The organism is Chryseobacterium sp. CH21 (assembly GCF_004119445.1).
GTDB lineage: Bacteria > Bacteroidota > Bacteroidia > Flavobacteriales > Weeksellaceae > Chryseobacterium.
Genome location: NZ_QICI01000049.1, coordinates 31,777 through 54,031, shown reverse-complemented (window position 1 = coordinate 54,031; position 22,255 = coordinate 31,777). Strand labels below are relative to the sequence as shown.

Genomic DNA, 22,255 nt, shown 5'->3' with positions numbered 1-22,255 from the left:
GTTTCTTTTTCGGTGTTGCCATAATTAAAATTACTCTTTTTATGAAAACACTCCTTAAATTTCTAATATCAAATGTCCACTTTTTGCTGACGATTTACAAGATACCAATCCTTATGCAAAAGAATACAATGAGCTGCTGGCTTATGATGTGAATGGAAATATTCTGAATCTGGTGAGAACTCAGGGACTGCTTTCAGGAAGTAATACTACTTTAATGATTGATAATTTAAAGTATGATTATATAGGAAATAAGTTGGTAAAAGTAACAGATGAGCAGCAGAATTCTTCGGGCTATCCCTACTCCTTAACTCCTAATACAATAGGCTATGATAATGACAACGGAGATGGCAACGGAAATATGATCAGTCAACCGGATAAAGGGATTTTATCAATCCAATATAATTACTTAAATTTACCTAAACAGATTACCCAAAGCTCAAAGATAACCCAATATACTTATCGGGCAGATGGAGTAAAGGTGAAGAAGCTCTTTGGAGATTTAGAAACTGATTACCTGGATGGTTTCCAGTATAAAAGTACTAAACCATCAGAATCATCACCTGGAGGAATAGGAGTTATTGATGATCCTGATGAACCAGCTGAAATCAAGCTAAGGATAATTCCTACCTCAGAAGGGTATTATGATGCCTTATTGAATCAGTATATTTATAATTATACTGATCATTTAGGGAATGTAAGGCTGAGTTATACCGATACTAATAAAGATGGAGTAATACAGCCAAGACAATACTTTCAGAGCCAATGTGAAGATATTCCATGGGACCCTTTTAATCCACCAAGCTGTATTAGCACTTGGAAACCTGGAGAGATTGTAGAAGTGAATAATTATTATCCATTTGGAATGCTGCATAATTACATTAATACAACACAGAATGCTTATCAGTACAAGTACAACGGAAAGGAGCTACAAGAAACGGGCATGTATGATTATGGAGCGAGATTCTATATGCCGGATATTGGTAGATGGGGTGTAATTGATCCGCTGGCGGAAACTTCGAGACGTTGGAGCACTTATACTTATGCTTACAATAATCCTTTAAGATTTATTGATCCGGATGGAATGCAGAACTATGATATAACATTTGGGAAAAGTGTTTCTGCTGATACACAAAATAAAATTGTAAGTGATTTAGAAAAAGAAACAGGATTGAAATTATCTGTTGGTGATAATGGGAAGTTGAGTTACAAAGAATCTTCTGATATGGGAGGAAGTAAAACAGCTCGTGATATGTTGAAAGGTGCTATTGATAATCATAGAACTGATTATCAGATTAATTCTGATAATACAAGAGGCTCTTCCATACAAGAAATTCAAGGTAGAGGAGAAAAAGTTGATGGAGTTGCAGGCTATACACATGTTTATGATTTGAATATAAATACTGATCAGATAGATGGTTTCATAAATGGTGCTAGTCAGTCTTTAAATCCCTTGACGCTGGGATATGGAATGACAACTCTACATGAAGTAAGTCATAAATATAATAATTTAATTGATGGAATTATTGGAGATGATGGAAAAGAATATTCTGCAACATCTATATATGGCATGCAAGGAGATAACGAAAAAAAAGTTATTAATGTTATTAGAACTGAATTAGATAATTCGGGAGGATTTAAACTACCGTTTGGCCAACGAAAATCTTATTCTCCAATGGATACAGGAGGTATTAATTTTAGTGCATTTAGTAATGAAGCGTACTCTAAAGGTCCATTGAAAGTTGATCCTAAAAAAGATTTATATATTAAAACTCCTCGAAAATAACAAACTTAATAAAGATATAAAATGAAAACTTATCAAGTACTTGTGTATTTTATAGCTATTGTTACTTTCATTAGCTGTAGTTCCCAATCTAAAACAATGTATAATGAAGCATATACAATTGTAAGTAAGGATTTCATCAGTAAAGATGTTTCGATCAAAGAATTTGGAAAGGATATTTCAGGGTTATATATCTATGATTTAATCTATCCTTATCCTTCAGATAAAAATGATACTAGTAATTTTTATAAGAATATTTTATCAGAAAAAGAAGATATAAAACCTTTAAGGAAAGATAAAGATCTTAAAGAGTTATCTGACAAATATAGGAATAGTAACTGGGACCTGAATGCACAATTTAAAACTGTGTTTAAAACTGTTGTACAATACCAAGGCATTCCAAATGGCCCATTAAATGTTGCTATATTTTCTGAAATCCAAGATAACCAATTAAGAATTGATGTTGTACCTTTTTTCCAAGAAAGTCCTAAATATTGTGGATCAATTACCAAATATTACTTTAAGTTTGATAAAGCTAAAATTATAGAAAATAAAAAATGGACTGATCACTATGAGTGTTGGTAATAAAAAAGCTACCGATCGGTGGCTTTAAGTACAAATTACAACGGTAAGGAGCTTCAGGAAACGGGGATGTATGATTATGGAGCGAGATTTTATATGCCCGATATCGGGAGATTGGGTGTTGTCGATCCGCTCGCGGAGAAGATGAGAAGATGGTCTCCTTATAATTACGCGTTTAATAATCCTATTCGATTTATTGATCCAGATGGAAGACAAGCGGAGGATAAAATTAAAATATTTAATAATGGTACTATAGAAAGAACAAAAGACAATAATGCTTATGATACTATTACAAACGAAGATGAGTCTAAGTCTATCCAAATTGCGCGAACAAATGTATCAGAATCAAATCCAACAGGAAATTCGCAGATTGGAGAAATGAAATCATTACCTTTTGAATTGCCTGAAAGTGATGGAATGGAAGGAAGCGCAAGTTCAACATACAGTTACTTGCAGATACAGAATTATGATGCAGCCTCCCAATTTTTTGAATTTGCTGCAGAAAATACAAAAGTAGAGTTTGCTCAAGATACATTTAATTTTAGCGATGGATATAGTACCAGTATTATAAGTACCAATCATTCTGTTAATCAAAGTGTGAATGCTGGGGCTATGTTGGGAGCATATAGTTTTGGAGGACATATTATACAAGATGGAACCCATTTTGAAAATGTACACTCCCATCCTCTTAGTGCAAATGTGGGTCCATCAGGCTGGAATGATAGATTTATAAATAATGTTCCAGTAATGACTTACGGTTTAAAGCAAGGAGATGCAAAATTTAGAAGTAATAATCCTCAAATTACAAATACGTATCAATATAGTACTTGGAAATGGCCAACTCCTGGCAAAGGATATTTTAAATACGACTCAAAAAATGCAACATTTATTGGAGGTAAAAAGAATTAAAAATGAAAAAGAATATATATTGTCTACTGATTTTCTTTGTTTTAATACTTAGTTGTAGTACAACGGTTTTTAATAAGCAGAATAACACAGCAAGAAACATTGTTGCCAGTTACATAGAATTTAGAAATCAACAAAAAGTAGTAAATTCAAAAACGAATATTATTATTATCGGAGCTCAAAGTGATGATGCTAAAAATGGAAATTATTGGATTGATTTATGTTTTGTAAATCCAGCATTATTAATAGATTTTAAATATTCTAAAGTGTATGAAATTAATGGGTATAAATTAATTATCAGCGAGGATTTAGATAAATCTTACTTGTTAGAGAAAACGTTTAAAGAAGTTCCATATGAGAATCTTAATTTAGCTAAAATGGCTATCACATATAATACTACAAACTGGCATATTACATTGAATAGTAAAAACGAAATTGTTGAAATTTTACCTCAAGAAAAATCAGGAGAAATAAAAAGTATTTTAGAAAAGAAAGGATTAAAATTTTCAAAGGGCTACGAAGAGTAAAATTATATAACAAATATGAGAAACTACCTTAAAGGTAGTCTCTATTCATAGTAAGCTGTAAGAGCTACAAGTACAACGGCAAGGAACTTCAGGAGACTGGGATGTATGATTACGGTGCAAGATTCTATATGCCCGAGATTGGACGTTGGGGAGTTGTAGATCCTTTAAGTGAAAAAGGGCATAATTTTTCTCCTTACAATTATGCAATAAATAACCCAATAAAATTTATTGATCCCGATGGAAGATCAGAAAGTGATTGGTTTAAAGATAAACAAGGGAATTATGTTTATGACGCAAGCTTAACAGTTACAAATGCTAACTTAAGACTTCAAGAAGGAGAAGAATATTTAGGTGCATCAGCTAATGTTACTATAATTAATTCAGAAACAAAATCTTCTATTGGTGAAATTTATTTAGAAGCAGGTGGAAATGTTACAGTTAGCGGAGAATGGGCAGAAGCAGGAAATGTAAGTTATGAGACTATTGGGAGAGAATCTGGATTTGGACTTGTTGTAGATGCGAAATTAGCAAACGGAGCAAAAGCATACGGTGTAGATAAATCTGCCCAAGATAATTATAACAAATATAATTATCCTGAGATGGAGCAATTTTCTTTCAATGCTAGAGAATTTGCTCAAAAGGATTTCAAAGCACCTGAAAAAGAACCTACAACAGTAGGTAGTGTTACAAATAAAGTCGGTCAAGCTATTTCGGGAACTGGTGCGGAGAAATTCTGTTCAGAGTGTCCTCCATCGACCGCAGGTCCAGGGCCTGTAGGAACTGTTCCGGGACCATCAAACAAATCAGCATATGATGGCTATAGAATGGGAGTTGCATTGAATCACTTATTATGGCACAATAAAAAAACAGAGAATAATGAAAAGAAGAAGTAATTATGCTTATTTGGTTTTATTAATAATATTATATTTTATATTAGATTTTGTAATCAATTTTATACTTATAAAATTATTAGGTGGATATGATAATAGAATTAATTATGATTTAAGCGTAATTTATAGTCGATCATTTGTTGCTTTCATATTTATTATAACGATTGTTATAAATAGAAAAATATTTGACTATCTAAAATTTAAGGAAGTCAAAGTAAAAAAATACTATTTTTTTAGGAGGGAGTATAATTTATTCTTTTATCATAGTTTTTATTAAAAATCAAAATATTACTGAATATAATTTTCATTGGTCGCAAAATCAAAATTATTTTTTATTAAGCGCTATTTTCATAGCCCCTTTTTATGAGGAAATAATTAATAAAGTTTTGCCAATAGAATACTTATTAAGAAAAAATATTTCGCCAACATTTATTATTATTTTTATTTCAGTTTTATTTAGCCTTAGTCATTTGCCATCACTTGAACAAGTTTTTTACGCTTTAATTCTTGGAATAATGACATCTTTAATTTATATAAAAGAAAGAAATCTCATTTATCCGATAATTTTTCACTTTGTATATAATTTTATTGTTCTTTGTATATACTAGTTAAACCAGCTGCGCAAAGTCTCCAGACTTTGAGCTTATTAAATAAACTTACCTTCTGGTTTCCGAGGTAGAATAAATAACAACCCCCTGCTGACGCGAGCGTCTCGCTCGTGTTCACAAACAAAATAAAACCACTGCTCTCGCAGTGGTTTTTATCTTTTATCTCTTACTTTTCAAGCAATTTTTCCAACCTGCTCATCATTTCATCCTTTTCTTTCAGCATACGTTCATATAACGCAATTTTTTCTTCGTGCATTTTAAGGATAGCCTCTAGCGGATTAAAAACAGGATGAATATTGATAGCAGAAGCTCCATCTGTGAAATCAGTGAACGTATTAGAAATAATATTCACAGCCTGTTCCTCATCAAAATTTTGAAAAGCTTCTACGGGAATTTTCAGTACTTCGGATATTTTTTCGAGCAGTTGGTTTTCGATGGTTTCTTTTTGTTCAAGTAAAGAAATCTTCTTTTGATTCCAGTCTTCACCTAAATCCAGAGCTAATGCTTCCTGCTTTATTCCCAGCATTTCTCTAAAACGTTTTACATTTCTTCCCTGATGTATTTTATAGTCCATTCTTAATCAATTTGTGAAGATTCAAAGATAATACATTCTGTAAAGTAAAGGTTAAAAAATGTCCGGTAAAATATTCCCGGCTCCCGCACAATTGTATCGTGTGATAATTATACGGATTATCTTGTTGTTGGCTAAATAAATAATGTTATTTTTAGAAATGTAAGATAAAAGTTTTTAGGAATTCAATTTTATATATTGTTTATAGTTTTTCGACCACACAAAAGGATTCGTGCGGTAGCAAGGTTCTTTTTTTGTAATCAGTCCTAGCATTCATTAACTTGCATCTCAGAATAATACATCAAGAATACCATTATGAAAACATTGATCTGGCGGGGAATTCACTACCAGTCCCTTGAATATTTTAATCTAAAGAGAAAAGAGGAAAAATATATTGCAGAATCAAGAATTATTGGCTGCTATAAAGACAGTATGTATGCTGTGGACTACAACATTTTCATTGATAAAGACTGGATCGTTCAGGGGTTTTTGATTGAATCAGAGATCAATAAAGTCAAAAAAACATTTACAGGAAAAAGAATTCAGGATCAATGGAAAATTAATAATGTTATAAATCCGGAATTTAATAATTTTAAATTCATAGATATTTCTCTGACACCATTTACCAACACTTTACCGATTAACAATTTAAAACTTTCAGAAAACAGTTCTCAGAAAATTGATGTTATCTATATTGATGTCTTAAACCATCATATCAGACCTGTCCAACAGCAATATACCCGAACAGCTGTTAATCAATATCTGTATGAAAATATAGAAAATGATTTTAAAGCAGAGATTTCAATCGATGAAGCAGGATTAGTAACAATTTATCCTAAGCTGTTTGAAAAGATTGCAGAACTTTGAAAAGCTCAAATAAGCCCAACTCATATTCCTAAATAAAAATAAAAAATCACTGCTTTTACAGTTATTTTTTTGTTGATCTAAAAAAGTCCTTTTCGAAGTAAAACCTAATACTTTATCACAATTTTCCACGTTGCACCCTTTTCCAGATGAGAGAAAGCATATTTTGCATCTTCAAATGGATATACATGATCAATGATCGGATGTATCTGATGTGCTGCCAAAGCTTTATTCATATGGATAAACATTGATAATTTGTTATTCTAGTAATAAACAACCCTTCACAATTGTTATAATAATATGAAAACAATTGTCCTCCTACTCTTTTTTTCGTTTCCCTGACTGTCGTTTCAGCTCAGAATCATCCCGCTGAAAGCTTTTATGAAACCTCAGATCATGTAAAGATCAAATATAAAGTCTCCGGAAAAGGTGAAACCTGTCTTTATATTCCCGGAGGTCCCGGACAGGGTTATGCATCTTTTGAACTGATGGGAGGAAACAACTTGGAAAAAAATATGCAGATGATTTATATGGACCAGCGAGGCTCCGGCGAATCTGGTACTTCTGAAAATTATCACCTTGATAAAATGGTTCAGGATATTGAAGAACTCAGACAACATCTCAAATTGGAAAAGATTTTTCTATTGGCTCATTCTTTTGGCGGAATTATAGCTGTTAATTATGCAAAAAAATATCCCCAGTATACCAAAGGACTCATTCTTGCCAATGTCACACTGCATTTTCTGAATGATGAATCTGTCAAAGAACAAATTGAATACGGAAACAGCATTTTACAGGCAAAAAACAGAGAAGTACCTAAAGACAGTCTATCTTCAGAACTCTCAAAAATCAGTAGTGCATTAAGAAAGAAAAGAATCGGATATAAATTCCTGACTGAAGAGATTGAAACCATAAAAGAATCCGATAAAATTGATTCTCTCCATCCCCGTATCATCGACTTCGGAATGGCCGTCATTTCAAAACCTAAAGATTTTCCGGAATATTATGCCGATTACGCTCCTATTACAAAAGACATTCATATTCCTGTACTTATCATCACTGGAAAAAAGATAAAGCAGTCGGAACTCAGCATTATAAAACCTTCCGGTTTCCCAATCAAAAGGTAGTTGCTATTGATGGCGGACATCTGCTGTATTATGAAAAAAATAAAGAATTTGTGAATGCTGTAAATCGTTTTGTGAATAAGACGAAGTGATTTTAGTATTGAAAATTTTGTTATGATAGGATTCGGCGCGGCCTCCGCTGGCGCGAGCGTCTCGCTCGTGTCCTCAAAACAATAAACTTTTTGAAAATTCAATTTCTGAAATAGTAATGTAAGTTTTTACTATTCTTAAAATATGAGTAGAAAATACAAATTTCATGAAAAAGAAGGAGCCTATTTTATAAGCTTTGCCACGGTATTTTGGATCGATGTTTTTACAAGGATAGAATATTTTGATATCATTATTGAAGCATTGAATTACTGCCGAAAGAATAAAGGAATGACTATTTTTGGATATTGTATTATGCCCAGCCATATACATTTAATCTTCAGATCAGAAAAAGGTCAGCCTTCAGAATTAATAAGAGATTTTAAAGGCTTTACTGCTAAAAAGTTACTTACAGCTATAGAAGAAAACACTCAGGAAAGTAGAAAAGAATGGTTATTATGGATGTTCAAAAAAGCAGGAAATCAAAATTCTAATATAAAAAAATATCAGTTTTGGCAGCAAAATAATAATCAAATAGAAATATGGACATTGAAAGTATTTGAGCAAAAATTAAATTATGTTCATCAAAATCCTGTAAAATCGGGATTTGTTATGGAGCCTTGGGAATGGAAATATAGCAGCGCAAGAAACTATTGTGATGATTATGAAAAGGTGCTGGAAATAGATGTTAATTTGTGAGGGTGATCACGAGCGGGACGCTCGCGCCAGCAAAAGGAATACAACGAAGTGATATTGCATTTGAAATTGTATTATTATAGTCTTCGGCGCGGCCTGTGGCCGCGCCGAAGACCTCAAACCGTTAAACTTAAAAAATCATTTGATTTTTCTTCATCAATCTTACCTTCTTCATTTTTCTTAATGGCTTAATTTAAAATTAAAGATTCTCCAAAAAACAACCCCGGCTGTTTCAATTTGAAACAGCCGGGGTTTATTATTTTAATTCCTACTTAAAAGCAGGCTATCATTAAAATTTAAGATCTCCATTCACCTCTCTTACTGCATTGGCAGCTTCAGCGAATTTCAATTGCTCTTCAGCAGTCAACGTTACATTTACAATTGATTCTACTCCGTTTGCTCCGATGATAGCTGGAACACCTAAACAGATATCATTTTGTCCGTATTCTCCTTCAAGCATTAAAGAACAAGGGATCATTTTCTTCTGGTCACATGCAATAGCCTGAACCATTACAGAAACTGCTGCACCTGGAGCATACCAAGCAGAAGTTCCTAATAATTTGGTAAGAGTAGCTCCTCCTACTTTAGTTTCTTCAATGACATATTTTTGTTGCTCATCACTTAAGAATTCAGTTACAGGAACACCATTTCTTGTAGCTTTGCTCAATAATGGAAGCATACCTGTATCACTGTGAGCAGCAATTACCATTCCGTCCACATCAGAAATTGGAGCTTCTAATGCTTCAGCCAATCTGTATTTGAATCTTGCAGAGTCTAATGCACCACCCATTCCGATGATTTTGTGCTTAGGAAGACCTGAAGTTTTGTGAACAAGGTAAGCCATAGTATCCATTGGGTTAGAAACTACGATGATGATTACTTCCGGAGAATGTTTTACTAAGTTTTCAGTAACTTCTTTCACGATACCAGCATTGATACCGATCAGTTCTTCTCTTGTCATTCCAGGTTTTCTAGGAATCCCTGAAGTGATTACTGCTACATGAGAACCTGCAGTTTTGCTGTAATCTCCTGTTGTACCCGTAATTTTTGTATCAAATCCGTTAAGAGATGCTGTCTGCATCAAATCCATTGCTTTTCCTTCAGCAAACCCTTCTTTAATGTCTACTAAAACTACTTCTGAACAGAAGTTCTTCATTGCGATGTATTCTGCACAGCTTGCTCCTACAGCGCCTGCACCTACTACAGTTACTTTCATATTGTTACTTTTTAAAAATTATTTTTTGTTAGTTAAGTTTAAATTTGAAACTCCCCAAATTTAACAATTCCTGAAAAATTGAGCAATTTTTCAGGAATTTAATTAGAATTAAAATAAATTAGTTGACGTTCAGTAAAAACGTATATAATTTTTTTGCGCCGGAAAGCACTTCATTGTAGTTTTCTTCCGTTACTTCTGTATCCAGAACTTCCTTGAAATTTTTCCACATAGGTCCTGTATTTTCCTGGTAACATCCGAAAAAGTTGAAGGTAACCTCATCAAATCCTTCTGTTTTAGAAAGCTGTTTGGCAATAACATTTCCTCCAAGCGTAGAACCTTCAATAACGTACATAGCTCCCAAGGCTTCATGCTCATTGTTGAATTCAAGAGGATGAGAAACTTCCTGATTTTCCAGAGAAAGGCTTTTCAGATCCTTTTCAATAAGCGAAAGCTTTTTTCTTGCATCCAGCTGAAGTTTTTCTGCATACTTATCAGAAAGGCTGCTGAAAATTTTATCTTCACTGTGAAGAAGCATCAGGTAATTGGTGTGTATTATCTTTTTATAATCCTCTAAAGTGAAAGTTTTATTAAAAATCTTTTCAGAATTAAAAAGTTTTTCTGCTGCATCGTGATAATCGGCTGTATTCTGTTTAAGATATTCTGATACCATAATAACGTTTTAAAAGTTACTCAAATATAAGGCTTTTTGAACGTTAAAATAAAAGAGGTACCCTCTTCATTGCTTTCAAAATCAACATTTCCGCCAATTCTTTTCATGATACGGTGTACAATAGACAATCCGATCCCATTTCCTTTGAATTTCTTGGCATTATCCATCCTGTTAAAGATTTTAAACATCTTATGCTTCTCCTCTTCGGGAATACCAATACCATTGTCAGAGATCCTGTATATAATAGTCTGCTCATCTTCCGTTCCTTCAATTTCCACTTTCGGATGATCTTTGTGAGAAGAATATTTTAAGGCATTGTTGATAATATTCAGAAATACCTGATGAAGCATCGTTTTATCCGCTAAAACATCCGGACACTCTTTAATAATAACTTCACTGGTTGGACTTCCATAAGTCATCTTGGCATTTTCAGAAATTTTCCTGATCGTAGAAGCTGTTTTCAGGGTTTCAAGTTGTACTTCACTGTGCTTAGCACGGCTGAGCTGCAATACATCCTGCATCATTTCGGCCATATTATCAATCTCTTCGATAATTGAATTGATCTTGGTCTTGCTTTTTTCAGAGTCGCCTACAAGATTTCCCAAAAGCATCTGAGCATTCAGTTTCATGACCGTCAATGGAGTTCCTAAATCATGAGAAATGGTATAAGAAAAACTATCCAGTTCTTCATTTACTTTCTTCAGCTCATCATTAAGACTTTTAATAGTATTATAGTTTTTATGGGATGTTTCTAAAATCAAATCCCTTACAGCATGCACTGCACTTATATTCCGGGAATTCCATCTTGTAGAATATCCTTTTATATTTTCTGTGAAAATACGGAAAGAGGTTCTGGGGGATATCATCTGTTTTTCTTCGCCGTTCTGAGAAAATACGGCTACTCTTTTTTCAGGATTTCCAGCCCAGTCAATATGCTCATCAAACTCTTTACGGAACCAGATCAGCATCTCATTTTTTTCCCTTTCGATAAAATAAATAATAACTCCGGCAGCATTTTTAGACAGATTCAGTTCTTCACCATAATCTTTAAGGAAGCTTCGGCTTACATAAAGACGATCATTTGTGCGCCCCAGCCCCCATTGCACTATCTTTGCAATACTTTCAATATCCGGTGTACTGCCTGATGTCACAATACTTTCATCCGAAATAATGGCCAGTCCGTCTGCTTCCGGTAAGTTTTGTATCTCTGTCTTACTTTCAATCAGAGAATCAAACAGATAATTATGTTTTAAAAATTTAGTTTTTAATTCTGCTATTTTTTCATTCAGTTCCAGGCGATAATTCAGCTCGCGTTTGGATTTAAAAGAAGAATAGGCATTGGCAGCCAATGTAGTGAAAATTCCGGCCTGTACTCTGTCCTCAAGGTCAATATGCTTTGGTTCTATATTCTGGCAGGTAACCAATCCCCAAAGATGATTCTCAATAATAATGGAAACGCTGAAGCTCGAAGCTGCCCCTGAATTTTTAAGATACTGCCCATGAACAGGCGACATTCCTCTGGATGCTGAAAAAGTAAGATCAATACTTTCCGGGCTTTTGCTTAAAATAGGAACGGTATCAGCATATATATTGCTAAAAATTCTTTTTCTTTTTTTAAGATAAAGATCCCTTGCCTGCTTTGGAATATCAGACTCCGGATAATGAAGCCCCAGAAAGCTTTCCATATTCTCATTCTTCCTTTCTGCAATTACTTTTCCGGAACCATCCATCATGAATTTATAGACCATCATACGGTCATAGTTCACCACCTTTGCCAAGGTTTCCAGAAGATGATTCCAAAGGTCCTTTTCATTATCGATGATGTAAAAATTGTCATATTTATTGGAAATTCTTTTATCAGGATTGATCAGAACTTCTTCAAATTCCAGAAAAATATAAGCCTCATCCCTAAAGACGGAGAAGTGATATTCTTTTTCACCGATAAAAATTTTGTCAAAATAGGTTTCATTTTTACGTCTGGTAAACCTTTCCAATGAAGTATAGATCTCTGAATCAATAATGCTCTGAAAACTTTCCGGAAAGTCTGTAATCTTCCTTTCGAAAAGTTTTTCCGGGCTTTCGATTGTAAATATATCCGAGATATTCCTGCTAAAAAAAGTGATGGTATGGGACTCCGCATCAATGCCAATTAAATAACCAAAACTTTGTATAGAACCCGGAATATGGATAGGCTCTTCATGACATTCTACAAAATTCATATATCTCTTCAGTCTATTAATCAAATATAGCGTTTTTTTGAACAATTTTAACTTTTGTGGTACTTGATTTCAAAGTTCACTCTACCAAGCTTTCATGGGAAATATCCGGTAAAAAAAGACTAAAAACACATTAAAAAATTCTCCATTTTTCTCTCTTTTTAATGCCATATCTATAAAATATACAAAAAAAAATCCGATAATGGAGTTATTCACTTTTTAATCATGATTCATAACATGGATTACACATTATTAACCTTAATAATTGTTTTATTTAAACAAATTTTGCTAAATTTATATCACAAAACAATGAATATGATGAAAATTCATTGAATTATCCACAATAAATTCAATGCAAAAATTAAATTCAAACAATACTATTATGAAAAAGTTCCCATTAATTTTATTTTCTCTGATCCTCTCTATTGGATTATGGAATCCATCAGAAGCTTGTACAAGGGTAGTTTACAAAGGCCCCAAAAACACCGTTATCACAGCTCGTTCTATGGACTGGCGTGATGAAATTCCTGCCAACTTATGGGTCTTACCCAAAGGTATAGACCGCAACGGACTGGTAGGCTCTAAATCTGTAAAATGGACCGCCAAATACGGAAGTCTTATCAGCTCTTCATGGGATATTGCTTCTGCCGACGGAATGAATGAAAAAGGATTGGTAGCCAACTTACTTTGGTTAGGAGAATCCCAATATCCGAAATTTGATGGAAAAGGGAGTAAAAAGGGAATCGCCATTTCATTATGGGCACAATATTATCTTGACAATTTTGCTAGCGTAAAAGAAGCGGTAGAGTTCTCACGAAAAGAACCGTTCGTTATTGTAAGTGATTATATTCCAGGAACAGAAAGATTCACAACCGTTCATCTTTCCATTTCTGATGCTTCAGGAGACAATGCTGTATTTGAATATATTGACGGAAAATTGGTTATTCATCACGATCCGTCTTATACAGTAATGACCAATTCGCCTGTTTTTGAGGAACAGCTGGCGCTTAACAATTACTGGAAGGGAATTCCGGGAACGGTAATGCTTCCGGGAACCAACCGCGCTGCAGACCGTTTTGTAAGAGCTTCTTACTACATTAATGCAATTCCGCAGACTGCAGATACCCGTACTGCAATAGCCAGTGTTTTCAGTGTGATCAGAAATTGTTCTGTTCCTTACGGAATCACTTCTGCAACAGAACCTAATATTTCGTCAACAAGATGGCGTTCTGTTTCAGATCAGAAAAATCTGGTGTATTATTTTGAAACAGTTTTCACACCGAACACTTTTTGGGTAGATCTTAAAGATTTTGATCTGAGCACTAAAGGAAAAGTGATGAAACTGGATCTGGGTAATAACAACACCTACAACGGTAAATCCAATGCCAGTTTTAAAGAATCTGCACCATTCACATTCTTAGGATTAAAATAGATATTTCACCACAAAGTCGCTTACCTGAAGTAAATAATCTGCTCTGGCAGAGGAAAGGATATAAGTATGTCAAATGATGATATCAAAATACGATCATCAGGTAAAAACTTTATGGTAAATAAAGTTCCACAATAAAAAAACAAAATAGATATGGCCTTTTTTTCGATTAAAAAGAAGAGCCTGATCCTGTGCATGCTGGCCTGCGGGTTATCAGCTTATGCACAAAATCAGGATTCTCTGAAGACCAAGTCTCCTCCACAGGAAGAAGACAATGTAAAATATCCGCAGCTGCAGATCAAAGGCCTTTTTCAGGCACGTTACCTTGTAGGGATGAGCAAGGATGTTGATGTAAACGGACTTCATCATACGGATGGTTCCGGAACTGATAATAATTTTATGCTCAAATACATGAGGGTTCAGATTCGGGCACAGATCAGCAAACGTACTGAAGTGGTTGTTTTGGCCAACCTTGCCGATTTTAAAAATGATCCCAAAAGCAGAGTCCTTGAAAATGCTTATCTGAAGTATACTTTCAATCCCAAATTATCCCTTACCGTAGGACAGTTCAGACCTTGGTTCGGTATTGAAGAAACTTATCCTATTGATATTATTAAATCTCTGGACTGGTCTAATCAATACACAGAATTCGGAAAACTGGGCTGGACAAGTTTCCAGATCGGGATGTCTGCTACAGGACAGCTTCAACTGGGAGAAATTCCTTTCCAATATGCAGTTTCTATCGTAAACGGAAATGGAAAAAACCAGATCAACGACAATGATAATGGAAAACAGTATTCTACCCGCCTTGTTTTTGGATTATCAAAAAATATCACTTTAATGTAGGGTTGAATGGCGGTACCGGAGAGGTTTTCAGCAAAAAAGTATATGCGCTGGGGGTAGACCTGAGTTCACTGATTCAGTTTGATCCAAAATGGAGTCTCGATATGCAGCTGGAAGCTAAACAAGCAACCAATCACGTTTTGTACAATTCTATTGCTCCTGAATTAAGACCTGATAATCCAGATCAGTATCTGATCCGTGGTGCTTATTTCCTTCCGAATTTAAGATACGAGATCAATCACAAAAATCTAAGTGCCTTCGAATTATCCTGCCGTTACGAATATCTTGATACCAATTTCAGAATGGCTTCCAACCCAAGACAGACAATTACCCCAATGTTCGGTTTGGAATTCCTGAAAAATTATGGTGCCAGAATTCAGCTGGGTGTACAGTTTGACCGCTACAAATATCAGGTAGAAAACACATCACAATACAACAATAATCTATTCATTGTTCAGGTACAGAGTAGATTTTAACGATTAAATAGTTAGTATCATGAAAGAAATAAATATCAAAAACGTAGCGATCACATTTATTGTTGCGTTGATCATATGGTTCATTCCTGCTCCGGAAGGTGTAGCCGAAAATGCCTGGCATTTGTTTGCCATCTTTGCAGCCACCATTTTAGGAATCATTCTTAAAGCAGCACCCATGGGTACCATGTGTATGATGGCCATTGGGTTTACAGCTCTTACACAGGTAGTTGCTCCCGGAGATGCAGGAAAATCTATTACTAAAGCACTTTCCGGTTTTGGAGACAAAGTAATTTGGCTGATTGGGATTTCATTTTTCATTGCCAGAGGATTTATCAAGACAGGATTGGGAAACCGTATTGCCTTTTTATTCATCAGAGTTTTCGGTAAAAGCTCATTAGGATTGGCATATGGATTAGGACTTGCCGATGTTTGTCTGGCACCTGCTATTCCAAGTAATACTGCGAGAGGAGGTGGAATCATCTACCCGATTATGAAATCTATGGCCATAAGTTTTGATTCCGTTCCTGAAAAACCGGAAACCCATAGAAAATTAGGTTCGTTCTTAACTTTGAACAGTTACTATATGAACCTCATCGCTTCTTCTATGTTCCTTACAGGGACAGCCAGTAACCCGATGTGTCAGAAATTTGCGGCCAATCTTGGTATTGATATTACCTGGATGTCTTGGGCTGCCGCAGGTTTCATTCCGGGTGCAGTAGCTTTCTTTGTCGTTCCTTTGGTTCTGTACAAATTATATCCACCTGAATTGAAAAAAACAGGTGATGCTCCGAAAATGGCCGCTCAGAAGTTAAAAGAAATGGGACCTATTTCCAGAAACGAATGGCTGATGCTGTTGGCATTCTTTATTCTGTTAGCACTTTGGATATTCGGAGGAGCACTTTCCATTGATGCTACCACTACTGCATTCATTGGATTAACCTTATTGCTGTTAACTTCAGTATTAACTTGGGAAGATGTAAAAGGAGAAAAAGGAGCTTGGGATACCATCGTTTGGTTCGCCGTACTGGTGATGATGGCAAGTTCTTTAAATGAACTGGGATTCATTGGCTGGTTCAGTGACCTTATTAAGGTGCAAATTGGAGGTTTGAGCTGGCAGGTAGCCTTCCCTGTTATTATTCTGGTTTATTTCTTCAGTCACTATATTTTTGCAAGTGCTACAGCGCACGTAGCTGCAATGTATGCTGCATTGCTGGGTGTGGGTGTTTCATTAGGAATTCCACCTATGCTATTGGCGATGATGCTTGGTTTCATGGGTTCAATTTATGGAGTCCTTACCCATTACGGCCACGGCCCGGCCCCGGTATTCTTCGGAAGCGGATATGTAGACCTGAAAGCATGGTGGTTGAGAGGTCTTGAAATAGGAATCGTTCTATTGATCATTTACATGGTTGTAGGAGGATTATGGATGAAAGTCTTAGGATATTATTAATCATAAAATCAAAAATATGTTATCAACATTGTCAAGAAAAATGCTGATGTGCCTTACCGGACTCTTTTTGGGATTCTTCCTGTTGATTCATTTCCTTGGAAATCTTCAGCTTTTTCTGCCACAAGAACAGGCACACCTGCAATTTAATGCGTATTCGCATTTCTTATCAGGAAATATCATTATCAAAATAGTTTCTTACGTTTTGTATGCCAGTATTATTCTGCATGCAGTAGACGGATTAATTATCACAATAAAAAACAGAAAGTCTGGTGGAGATTATAAAACAGACAGACGTGGAAGGGCCAGCAAATGGGCTTCCAGAAATATGGGAATTCTTGGAACTTTAATTCTTATTTTCCTTGTAATTCATTTCCAGAATTTCTGGTATATCTACAAATTCGGAAATCCTCCTTTGGATGAAAACGGAAATAAAGATCTCTACATTCTGGTTGTGAATGTCTTTAAAGAATGGTGGTATGTTATCATTTATGTGTTATCAATGATCGCTTTGTGTTATCATCTTATTCATGGGATACACAGTGCTGTAAGAACCTTAGGACTTTACCATCCTAAGTTTGTAAAATGGTTTAAAACCGTTGGGATTGCTTATTCAATCATTATCTGTGTAGGTTTTGCATTGATGCCCATCTATGTATTTTTTACTTATCAATAAACAGAATGATCATGATTATAGATTCAAAAATACCACAAGGCCCATTGGAACATAAATGGGAAAATTATAAAAAGAAAGCAAAACTCGTTAACCCTGCCAACCGTAAAAAACTGGATGTAATTGTTGTAGGAACAGGATTAGCGGGAAGTTCTATTGCAGCTTCTTTGGGAGAAATGGGATATAATGTGAAATCATTCTGTTTCCAGGACAGCCCTAGAAGAGCCCACTCTGTGGCAGCACAGGGAGGTGTGAATGCCGCCAAAAACTATAAAAACGATGGTGACAGTGTGTACAGAATGTTTGTAGACACCCTGAAAGGTGGAGACTTCAGAGCCCGTGAAGCCAATGTATACCGAATGGCAGAATGTTCCCTGAATCTCATCGATCAGGCTGTAGCACAAGGTGTACCTTTCGGACGTGAATATGGAGGCTATCTGAACAACCGTTCTTTCGGAGGCGTTCAGGTAAGCCGTACTTTCTATGCAAGAGGACAGACAGGGCAACAGCTTCTTCTGGGCGCTTATCAGGCTTTAATGCGACAGGTGGGAAAAGGATCTGTACAATTGTTTTCAAGACATGAGATGCTGGATCTGGTGACTGTGGATGGAAAAGCAAGAGGTATTATCGTAAGGAATTTAGACACAGGAGAAATTGAAAGACATGCAGCCCACGCTGTAATATTGGCAACCGGAGGTTACGGAAAAATCTATTATCTATCCACCCTTGCCATGGGATGTAATGGTTCTGCAATCTGGAGAGCTCATAAAAAAGGAGCTTTAATGGCTTCCCCAAGCTGGATTCAGGTACACCCTACTTCCCTTCCGCAATCCGGAGATTATCAGTCGAAATTAACTTTAATGTCTGAATCATTGCGTAATGACGGCCGAATCTGGGTTCCTTTAAAAGAAGAGGAAAACAGACTACCGAATGATATTCCGGAAAATGAAAGAGATTATTATCTGGAAAGAAGGTATCCGGCTTTCGGAAACCTTGCTCCAAGAGATATTTCTTCCCGTGCCGCCAAGGAAAGAATTGATGCCGGATTCGGAATAGGACCGTTGAAAAATGCCGTGTATCTTGATTTTTCAAAAGCAATAAAAGAACAGGGAAAAAATAAGATTCAGGAAAAGTATGGAAACTTATTCGACATGTATCTTAAAATAACAGGATATGATGCATATAAAGAACCCATGATGATCTCACCTTCTGCCCACTTCTCCATGGGTGGACTTTGGGTAGATTATGAACTGATGACGACTGTTCCGGGATTGTTTGCTTTAGGTGAAGCTAATTTTGCAGATCATGGAGCCAACAGATTAGGAGCGAACTCCCTTTTACAGGCTTCAGTAGATGGATACTTCATTGCTCCTTATACGATTGCCAATTATCTGGCTGATGAAATCCATACCGGAAAAATTTCACCGGATACTCCTGAATTTGAAAAAGCAGAAAAAGCGGTTAAAGATCAAATTAATGACTTCATCAATATCAAAGGAACCAAAACCGTTGATTATTTCCACAAAACATTAGGAAAACTCCTGTATGATTATTGCGGACTGGCCAGAAATGAAGAAGGACTGAAATATGCCATTCAGGAAATCCGAAAGCTGAAACAGGAATTCTACAAAGAAGTAAGAGTTTCCGGACAGGGAGATAAAATGAATACCGAACTGGAAAAAGCTGGCCGTGTAGCCGATTATTTCGAAATCGGAGAACTGATGTGCTATGATGCATTAACCCGTAACGAATCCTGCGGAGCTCATTTCAGAGAAGAATTCCAGACTCCGGATGGAGAAGCGATGAGAAATGATGCAGAATACCAATTTATTTCTGCGTGGGGATGGACAGGTGAAAATGGCGAACCTGAACTCATCAGGGAGCCTCTTGTTTTTGAAGAGATTCAGCCAACGGTAAGAAGTTACAAATAAAAAACAAAAATTATGGATTTACATCTTAAGATATGGAGACAGAAAGACAAAAAAAGTGAAGGAAAACTGGTAGGTTATGACCTGAAAGGATTGAATTCCCATATGTCTTTCTTAGAAATGCTGGATACTTTAAACGAAAAACTGATCATTGAAGGTGATGAGCCTGTAGAATTTGATCACGACTGCCGTGAAGGGATCTGCGGACAATGTGGGATGATGATTAACGGTATTGCCCATGGTCCTTTGAAAAATACGACTACCTGCCAGCTTCATTTACGGTCATTTAAAGATGGGGAAACCATTCTGATAGAGCCGTTCCGTTCCGAAGCATTTCCTGTGAAAAAAGATTTGAAGGTAGACCGTTCTGCTTTTGACAGAATTATATCTTCGGGAGGTTTTGTATCGGTGAATACAGGTCAGGCTCCTGATGCTACTGCTATTCCGGTGACCCATCAGACGGCTGAAGAAGCTTTTGATTCCGCAGCTTGTATTGGGTGTGGAGCTTGTGTTGCCACTTGTAAAAACGGAAGTGCAGCCTTGTTTACGTCTGCAAAGATTACCCACATGGCACTTCTCCCTCAAGGGAAAGAAGAACGAAGCAAAAGAGTGCTGGATATGATTGCCCAAATGGATACAGAATTATTCGGGCACTGCTCCAATACAGAAGCCTGTGAAGTGGAATGTCCACAAGGAATTTCTGTACTGAATATTGCCAGAATGAATTTTGAATATAACCGAGCTTTGTTTTTCAGGAAGAAGAATTAATCTGAGAATACAAAAATCATAATAGATACAATGGCGAATTTGGAAATAATCAAATTCGCCATTTTTGTTTTTTTCGAATGGAAAAGGTTTTCTCTCTAAGCATCCATCATCGCTACCACTCTCGCCGGAGCAGCAGAACCACCCACAATTTTAAGCGGAAATACACAGATTTTAAATCCTGATGGAGGCAATGCTCCCAGATTGGTAAGCTGTTCGATGTGTAAATATTCTTTTTCAATTCCTACGCGGTGACCTTCCCAGAAGAATTCGGGGTCATTGAGTTCTTTAGCTTTCTGAGCCATATATTTTAGAGGAAGATCCCAACCCCACTGGTCGATTCCCATTACTTTTACACCCTGATCAATCAGCCATTCTGTAGCTTCTTTACTCATTCCCGTTCCTTTTTCCACGAAATCAGGAGTGCCCATCATCTTATCACGATCCGTTCTGATCAGTACAATATTTCCTTCCTGTATGGTAATTCCGTTTTTATCGAGATCTTTTTTCAGATCATCTACGGTGATAGCAACAAAATCTTCTTTGTGGGTACAGTCGATTACAATTCCTTCACCATAGCACCACTCCAGCGGAATCTGATCTATTGTTTTAGCCGGCTTCCCTTCTACTACAGGGCCGTAATGCCATGGAGCATCAATATGAGTAGTGGCATGAAGTCCCATATTTTTGATCGTATCATCTGCCCAGCCTATCCAGTTTTTAGGAAAAAGCCTTGCGGGAAGTCTCAGTGCCAGACGAATCAGCCAGTGTGATTTCCGGTGTGCTTTATGTTTGATTTTAACCCGCATGAACCATGGGTCTCCTGCATTATACTGAATCGGTTTTGTTAAATCGACAAGTGTTGTTTTCATATGATTGAGCTAAGGAAGCAAAGATAGTGAAAGGTAAAAATAATTTAGTATTTTTACCTTTCACATTTTCGTTTTTCCGATTTAAATCCTTTTTGGAATAATAATCTTCTTTGGATCATTTTCATCGTACATAATCTCTACCTTTCCATATTTCGGTACGGAAGAGAGATTCAAAAGATTGACAATTTTCTTGTAAAAGGTGATGTGCTCAGTTCCTCTGAAATCTTTGAAACTTACCTGAAACATAATCTGGGGCTGATCGTTAACTGTAAGCCCCGTCTGGCTTACACTAATGATATTAGCTTCAGCATTTCTTCCCGTAAACATTAGGCGTTCTTCTTTTTCATTCTTGAAAAACTTTCCAAAAATAAACTGGAAAATCAAGACGAAAATAAGAATCATCACGCCACTAAAAATAATCGGGTGCATGAAGGTGAGAAACCTCCATCCAAAATCAAAGGATTCTTTGGTGTAGAAATAATAATACAGTCCCATTACATAAGCAAGCATCAATATGATAAATATGCCTCTAAGCATCATTCCCGAAGCGTTAAACTGGGTCTGTTGCCCGGCCAGAATAAAGTAAGGACTTTCTGAAGGATTGGGATTGAGTAAAACCTTAACTGTTTTTCCTGTATCAAATCTTTTTTCCAATGGTTTTATATCATGAAACATCATTTTGTGTTCGATCTGAACATTCCTCAAATTAGCAAAAGAAAGAACAATCTCAATGATGTTCATATTGGATTTCGGGTCATATTTCAGAAGTTTATAATCAATGATTTTTGCTTCTCTTGGAATACCATTTCGTAAAATTGACTGAACGGTATTTCTTTCGTTAAATGTTTTAATGAAAAGATTATGAAAAAAGTAAACAAGAATGTAACCCCATACTGCAAAAGAAAAACCGAGATATCCATAGCTCACGGCTAATGAATTTCTCGGTTCTGCTGTTTCTTCCGAAGTCATTATATAAATAAATATCGGAAAAGGTATACAGAAAAATAAGATGTAGACGGCCCAGAAAATGATCATGAATTTCATAACTGTTATTTTGTGTGGTCTGATAAAGTTATGATATTATT

Annotated in this window: 19 protein-coding genes and 4 pseudogenes; 16 read left to right on the top strand and 7 right to left on the bottom strand. The window is 35.8% G+C overall.

The annotated features are described in order from the left end of the window. Window positions 1–343: 343 nt before the first annotated feature. From BOQ62_RS24080 to BOQ62_RS24270, 7 genes and pseudogenes are all read left to right on the top strand, one after another. A pseudogene (locus BOQ62_RS24080) lies at window positions 344–1,783 on the top strand (RHS repeat domain-containing protein); the annotation flags it as partial. 21 nt (window positions 1,784–1,804) lie between these two features. Beyond that, entirely contained in the window at window positions 1,805–2,365 is a 561-nt protein-coding gene (locus BOQ62_RS09885) for a hypothetical protein (RefSeq protein ID WP_129039086.1), read from the top strand. Window positions 2,366–2,401: 36 nt separating this feature from the next. Beyond that, window positions 2,402–2,584 (top strand): annotated as a pseudogene (locus tag BOQ62_RS23120) (RHS repeat domain-containing protein); the annotation flags it as partial. 156 nt (window positions 2,585–2,740) lie between these two features. Further along, window positions 2,741–3,271, top strand: a complete 531-nt coding sequence (locus BOQ62_RS23115) for a JAB-like toxin 1 domain-containing protein (RefSeq protein ID WP_317127375.1) — start codon at window positions 2,741–2,743, stop codon at window positions 3,269–3,271. Window positions 3,272–3,273: 2 nt separating this feature from the next. After that, window positions 3,274–3,795: a hypothetical protein gene (locus BOQ62_RS09875; RefSeq protein ID WP_129039082.1), complete on the top strand. Its 522-nt coding sequence runs from the start codon at window positions 3,274–3,276 to the stop codon at window positions 3,793–3,795. Window positions 3,796–3,860: 65 nt separating this feature from the next. Beyond that, window positions 3,861–4,037, top strand: a pseudogene (locus tag BOQ62_RS09870) (RHS repeat domain-containing protein); the annotation flags it as partial. A gap of 875 nt (window positions 4,038–4,912) precedes the next feature. After that, entirely contained in the window at window positions 4,913–5,293 is a 381-nt protein-coding gene (locus tag BOQ62_RS24270) for a CPBP family intramembrane glutamic endopeptidase (RefSeq protein ID WP_129039092.1), read from the top strand. Between the two features lie 166 nt (window positions 5,294–5,459). Here the strand turns inward: BOQ62_RS24270 and BOQ62_RS09860 are convergent, their stop codons facing one another. Next, window positions 5,460–5,867 carry a helix-turn-helix domain-containing protein gene (locus BOQ62_RS09860; protein ID WP_129039080.1) on the bottom strand — a complete coding sequence of 136 codons (408 nt, stop codon included), beginning with the start codon at window positions 5,865–5,867 and terminating at the stop codon, window positions 5,460–5,462. Between the two features lie 312 nt (window positions 5,868–6,179). Here BOQ62_RS09860 and BOQ62_RS09855 point away from each other — a divergent pair, with 312 nt between their 5' ends. Next, complete coding sequence (locus BOQ62_RS09855; protein WP_129039078.1) at window positions 6,180–6,731, top strand: putative glycolipid-binding domain-containing protein; 552 nt, start codon at window positions 6,180–6,182, stop codon at window positions 6,729–6,731. A 104-nt stretch (window positions 6,732–6,835) separates the two neighbouring features. Here the strand turns inward: BOQ62_RS09855 and BOQ62_RS09850 are convergent, their stop codons facing one another. After that, window positions 6,836–6,976: a zinc-binding dehydrogenase gene (locus tag BOQ62_RS09850; RefSeq protein WP_129039076.1), complete on the bottom strand. Its 141-nt coding sequence runs from the start codon at window positions 6,974–6,976 to the stop codon at window positions 6,836–6,838. Window positions 6,977–7,066: 90 nt separating this feature from the next. Here BOQ62_RS09850 and BOQ62_RS09845 point away from each other — a divergent pair, with 90 nt between their 5' ends. Together BOQ62_RS09845 and BOQ62_RS09840 are read left to right on the top strand one after the other, a co-directional pair. Beyond that, complete coding sequence (locus BOQ62_RS09845) at window positions 7,067–7,855, top strand: alpha/beta fold hydrolase (protein WP_129039074.1); 789 nt, start codon at window positions 7,067–7,069, stop codon at window positions 7,853–7,855. Between the two features lie 231 nt (window positions 7,856–8,086). Further along, the gene (locus BOQ62_RS09840; protein WP_129039072.1) at window positions 8,087–8,638 is read left to right on the top strand and encodes an REP-associated tyrosine transposase; all 552 of its coding nucleotides are present in this window, start codon (window positions 8,087–8,089) and stop codon (window positions 8,636–8,638) included. A gap of 286 nt (window positions 8,639–8,924) precedes the next feature. On the opposite strand, the gene BOQ62_RS09835 is transcribed toward BOQ62_RS09840, so the two are convergent. From BOQ62_RS09835 to BOQ62_RS09825, 3 genes are all read right to left on the bottom strand, one after another. Continuing rightward, on the bottom strand, window positions 8,925–9,851 hold the full coding sequence (locus BOQ62_RS09835; RefSeq protein WP_034699354.1) for a malate dehydrogenase: 927 nt from the start codon (window positions 9,849–9,851) through the stop codon (window positions 8,925–8,927). Window positions 9,852–9,969: 118 nt separating this feature from the next. Then, window positions 9,970–10,521 (bottom strand): biliverdin-producing heme oxygenase, encoded by a 552-nt coding sequence (locus BOQ62_RS09830; protein ID WP_129039070.1) that lies wholly within the window; start codon window positions 10,519–10,521, stop codon window positions 9,970–9,972. A 20-nt stretch (window positions 10,522–10,541) separates the two neighbouring features. Beyond that, complete coding sequence (locus BOQ62_RS09825; RefSeq protein WP_129039068.1) at window positions 10,542–12,740, bottom strand: ATP-binding protein; 2,199 nt, start codon at window positions 12,738–12,740, stop codon at window positions 10,542–10,544. A gap of 379 nt (window positions 12,741–13,119) precedes the next feature. On the opposite strand from BOQ62_RS09825, the gene BOQ62_RS09820 reads away from it, so the two are divergent. The 6 genes and pseudogenes from BOQ62_RS09820 to BOQ62_RS09795 all read left to right on the top strand — a co-directional run bounded on the left by BOQ62_RS09820 (window position 13,120) and on the right by BOQ62_RS09795 (window position 20,301). Next, window positions 13,120–14,169, top strand: a complete 1,050-nt coding sequence (locus BOQ62_RS09820) for a linear amide C-N hydrolase (RefSeq protein ID WP_129039066.1) — start codon at window positions 13,120–13,122, stop codon at window positions 14,167–14,169. 150 nt (window positions 14,170–14,319) lie between these two features. Further along, window positions 14,320–15,485: pseudogene (locus BOQ62_RS24265) on the top strand (porin). 19 nt (window positions 15,486–15,504) lie between these two features. Continuing rightward, the gene (locus tag BOQ62_RS09810) at window positions 15,505–16,935 is read left to right on the top strand and encodes an anion permease (RefSeq protein WP_129039064.1); all 1,431 of its coding nucleotides are present in this window, start codon (window positions 15,505–15,507) and stop codon (window positions 16,933–16,935) included. 16 nt (window positions 16,936–16,951) lie between these two features. After that, a complete protein-coding gene (locus tag BOQ62_RS09805; protein WP_129039062.1) occupies window positions 16,952–17,608 on the top strand; it encodes a succinate dehydrogenase cytochrome b subunit in 657 nt (218 codons plus the stop codon). Window positions 17,609–17,619: 11 nt separating this feature from the next. Continuing rightward, a complete protein-coding gene (locus BOQ62_RS09800) occupies window positions 17,620–19,536 on the top strand; it encodes a fumarate reductase/succinate dehydrogenase flavoprotein subunit (protein ID WP_129039060.1) in 1,917 nt (638 codons plus the stop codon). 12 nt (window positions 19,537–19,548) lie between these two features. Beyond that, the gene (locus BOQ62_RS09795; RefSeq protein ID WP_129039058.1) at window positions 19,549–20,301 is read left to right on the top strand and encodes a succinate dehydrogenase/fumarate reductase iron-sulfur subunit; all 753 of its coding nucleotides are present in this window, start codon (window positions 19,549–19,551) and stop codon (window positions 20,299–20,301) included. 95 nt (window positions 20,302–20,396) lie between these two features. Here the strand turns inward: BOQ62_RS09795 and BOQ62_RS09790 are convergent, their stop codons facing one another. Together BOQ62_RS09790 and BOQ62_RS09785 are read right to left on the bottom strand one after the other, a co-directional pair. Continuing rightward, window positions 20,397–21,170 carry a cyclase family protein gene (locus tag BOQ62_RS09790; RefSeq protein WP_129039056.1) on the bottom strand — a complete coding sequence of 258 codons (774 nt, stop codon included), beginning with the start codon at window positions 21,168–21,170 and terminating at the stop codon, window positions 20,397–20,399. 81 nt (window positions 21,171–21,251) lie between these two features. After that, window positions 21,252–22,214, bottom strand: coding sequence for a hypothetical protein (locus BOQ62_RS09785; RefSeq protein WP_129039054.1), 963 nt, complete (start codon window positions 22,212–22,214; stop codon window positions 21,252–21,254). Window positions 22,215–22,255 lie beyond the last annotated feature (41 nt).

Excerpts from the sequence above, each read along its gene's own strand:
- BOQ62_RS09885 (WP_129039086.1), top strand. The coding sequence starts at position 1,805 with ATGAAAACTTATCAAGTACTTGTGTATTTTATAGCTATTGTTACTTTC.
- BOQ62_RS23115 (WP_317127375.1), top strand. The coding sequence starts at position 2,741 with ATGAAATCATTACCTTTTGAATTGCCTGAAAGTGATGGAATGGAAGGA.
- BOQ62_RS09875 (WP_129039082.1), top strand. The coding sequence starts at position 3,274 with ATGAAAAAGAATATATATTGTCTACTGATTTTCTTTGTTTTAATACTT.
- BOQ62_RS09860 (WP_129039080.1), bottom strand. The coding sequence starts at position 5,867 with ATGGACTATAAAATACATCAGGGAAGAAATGTAAAACGTTTTAGAGAA.
- BOQ62_RS09855 (WP_129039078.1), top strand. The coding sequence starts at position 6,180 with ATGAAAACATTGATCTGGCGGGGAATTCACTACCAGTCCCTTGAATAT.
- BOQ62_RS09850 (WP_129039076.1), bottom strand. The coding sequence starts at position 6,976 with ATGTTTATCCATATGAATAAAGCTTTGGCAGCACATCAGATACATCCG.
- BOQ62_RS09840 (WP_129039072.1), top strand. The coding sequence starts at position 8,087 with ATGAGTAGAAAATACAAATTTCATGAAAAAGAAGGAGCCTATTTTATA.
- BOQ62_RS09835 (WP_034699354.1), bottom strand. The coding sequence starts at position 9,851 with ATGAAAGTAACTGTAGTAGGTGCAGGCGCTGTAGGAGCAAGCTGTGCA.
- BOQ62_RS09830 (WP_129039070.1), bottom strand. The coding sequence starts at position 10,521 with ATGGTATCAGAATATCTTAAACAGAATACAGCCGATTATCACGATGCA.
- BOQ62_RS09825 (WP_129039068.1), bottom strand. The coding sequence starts at position 12,740 with ATGAATTTTGTAGAATGTCATGAAGAGCCTATCCATATTCCGGGTTCT.
- BOQ62_RS09820 (WP_129039066.1), top strand. The coding sequence starts at position 13,120 with ATGAAAAAGTTCCCATTAATTTTATTTTCTCTGATCCTCTCTATTGGA.
- BOQ62_RS09810 (WP_129039064.1), top strand. The coding sequence starts at position 15,505 with ATGAAAGAAATAAATATCAAAAACGTAGCGATCACATTTATTGTTGCG.
- BOQ62_RS09805 (WP_129039062.1), top strand. The coding sequence starts at position 16,952 with ATGTTATCAACATTGTCAAGAAAAATGCTGATGTGCCTTACCGGACTC.
- BOQ62_RS09800 (WP_129039060.1), top strand. The coding sequence starts at position 17,620 with ATGATTATAGATTCAAAAATACCACAAGGCCCATTGGAACATAAATGG.
- BOQ62_RS09795 (WP_129039058.1), top strand. The coding sequence starts at position 19,549 with ATGGATTTACATCTTAAGATATGGAGACAGAAAGACAAAAAAAGTGAA.
- BOQ62_RS09790 (WP_129039056.1), bottom strand. The coding sequence starts at position 21,170 with ATGAAAACAACACTTGTCGATTTAACAAAACCGATTCAGTATAATGCA.
- BOQ62_RS09785 (WP_129039054.1), bottom strand. The coding sequence starts at position 22,214 with ATGAAATTCATGATCATTTTCTGGGCCGTCTACATCTTATTTTTCTGT.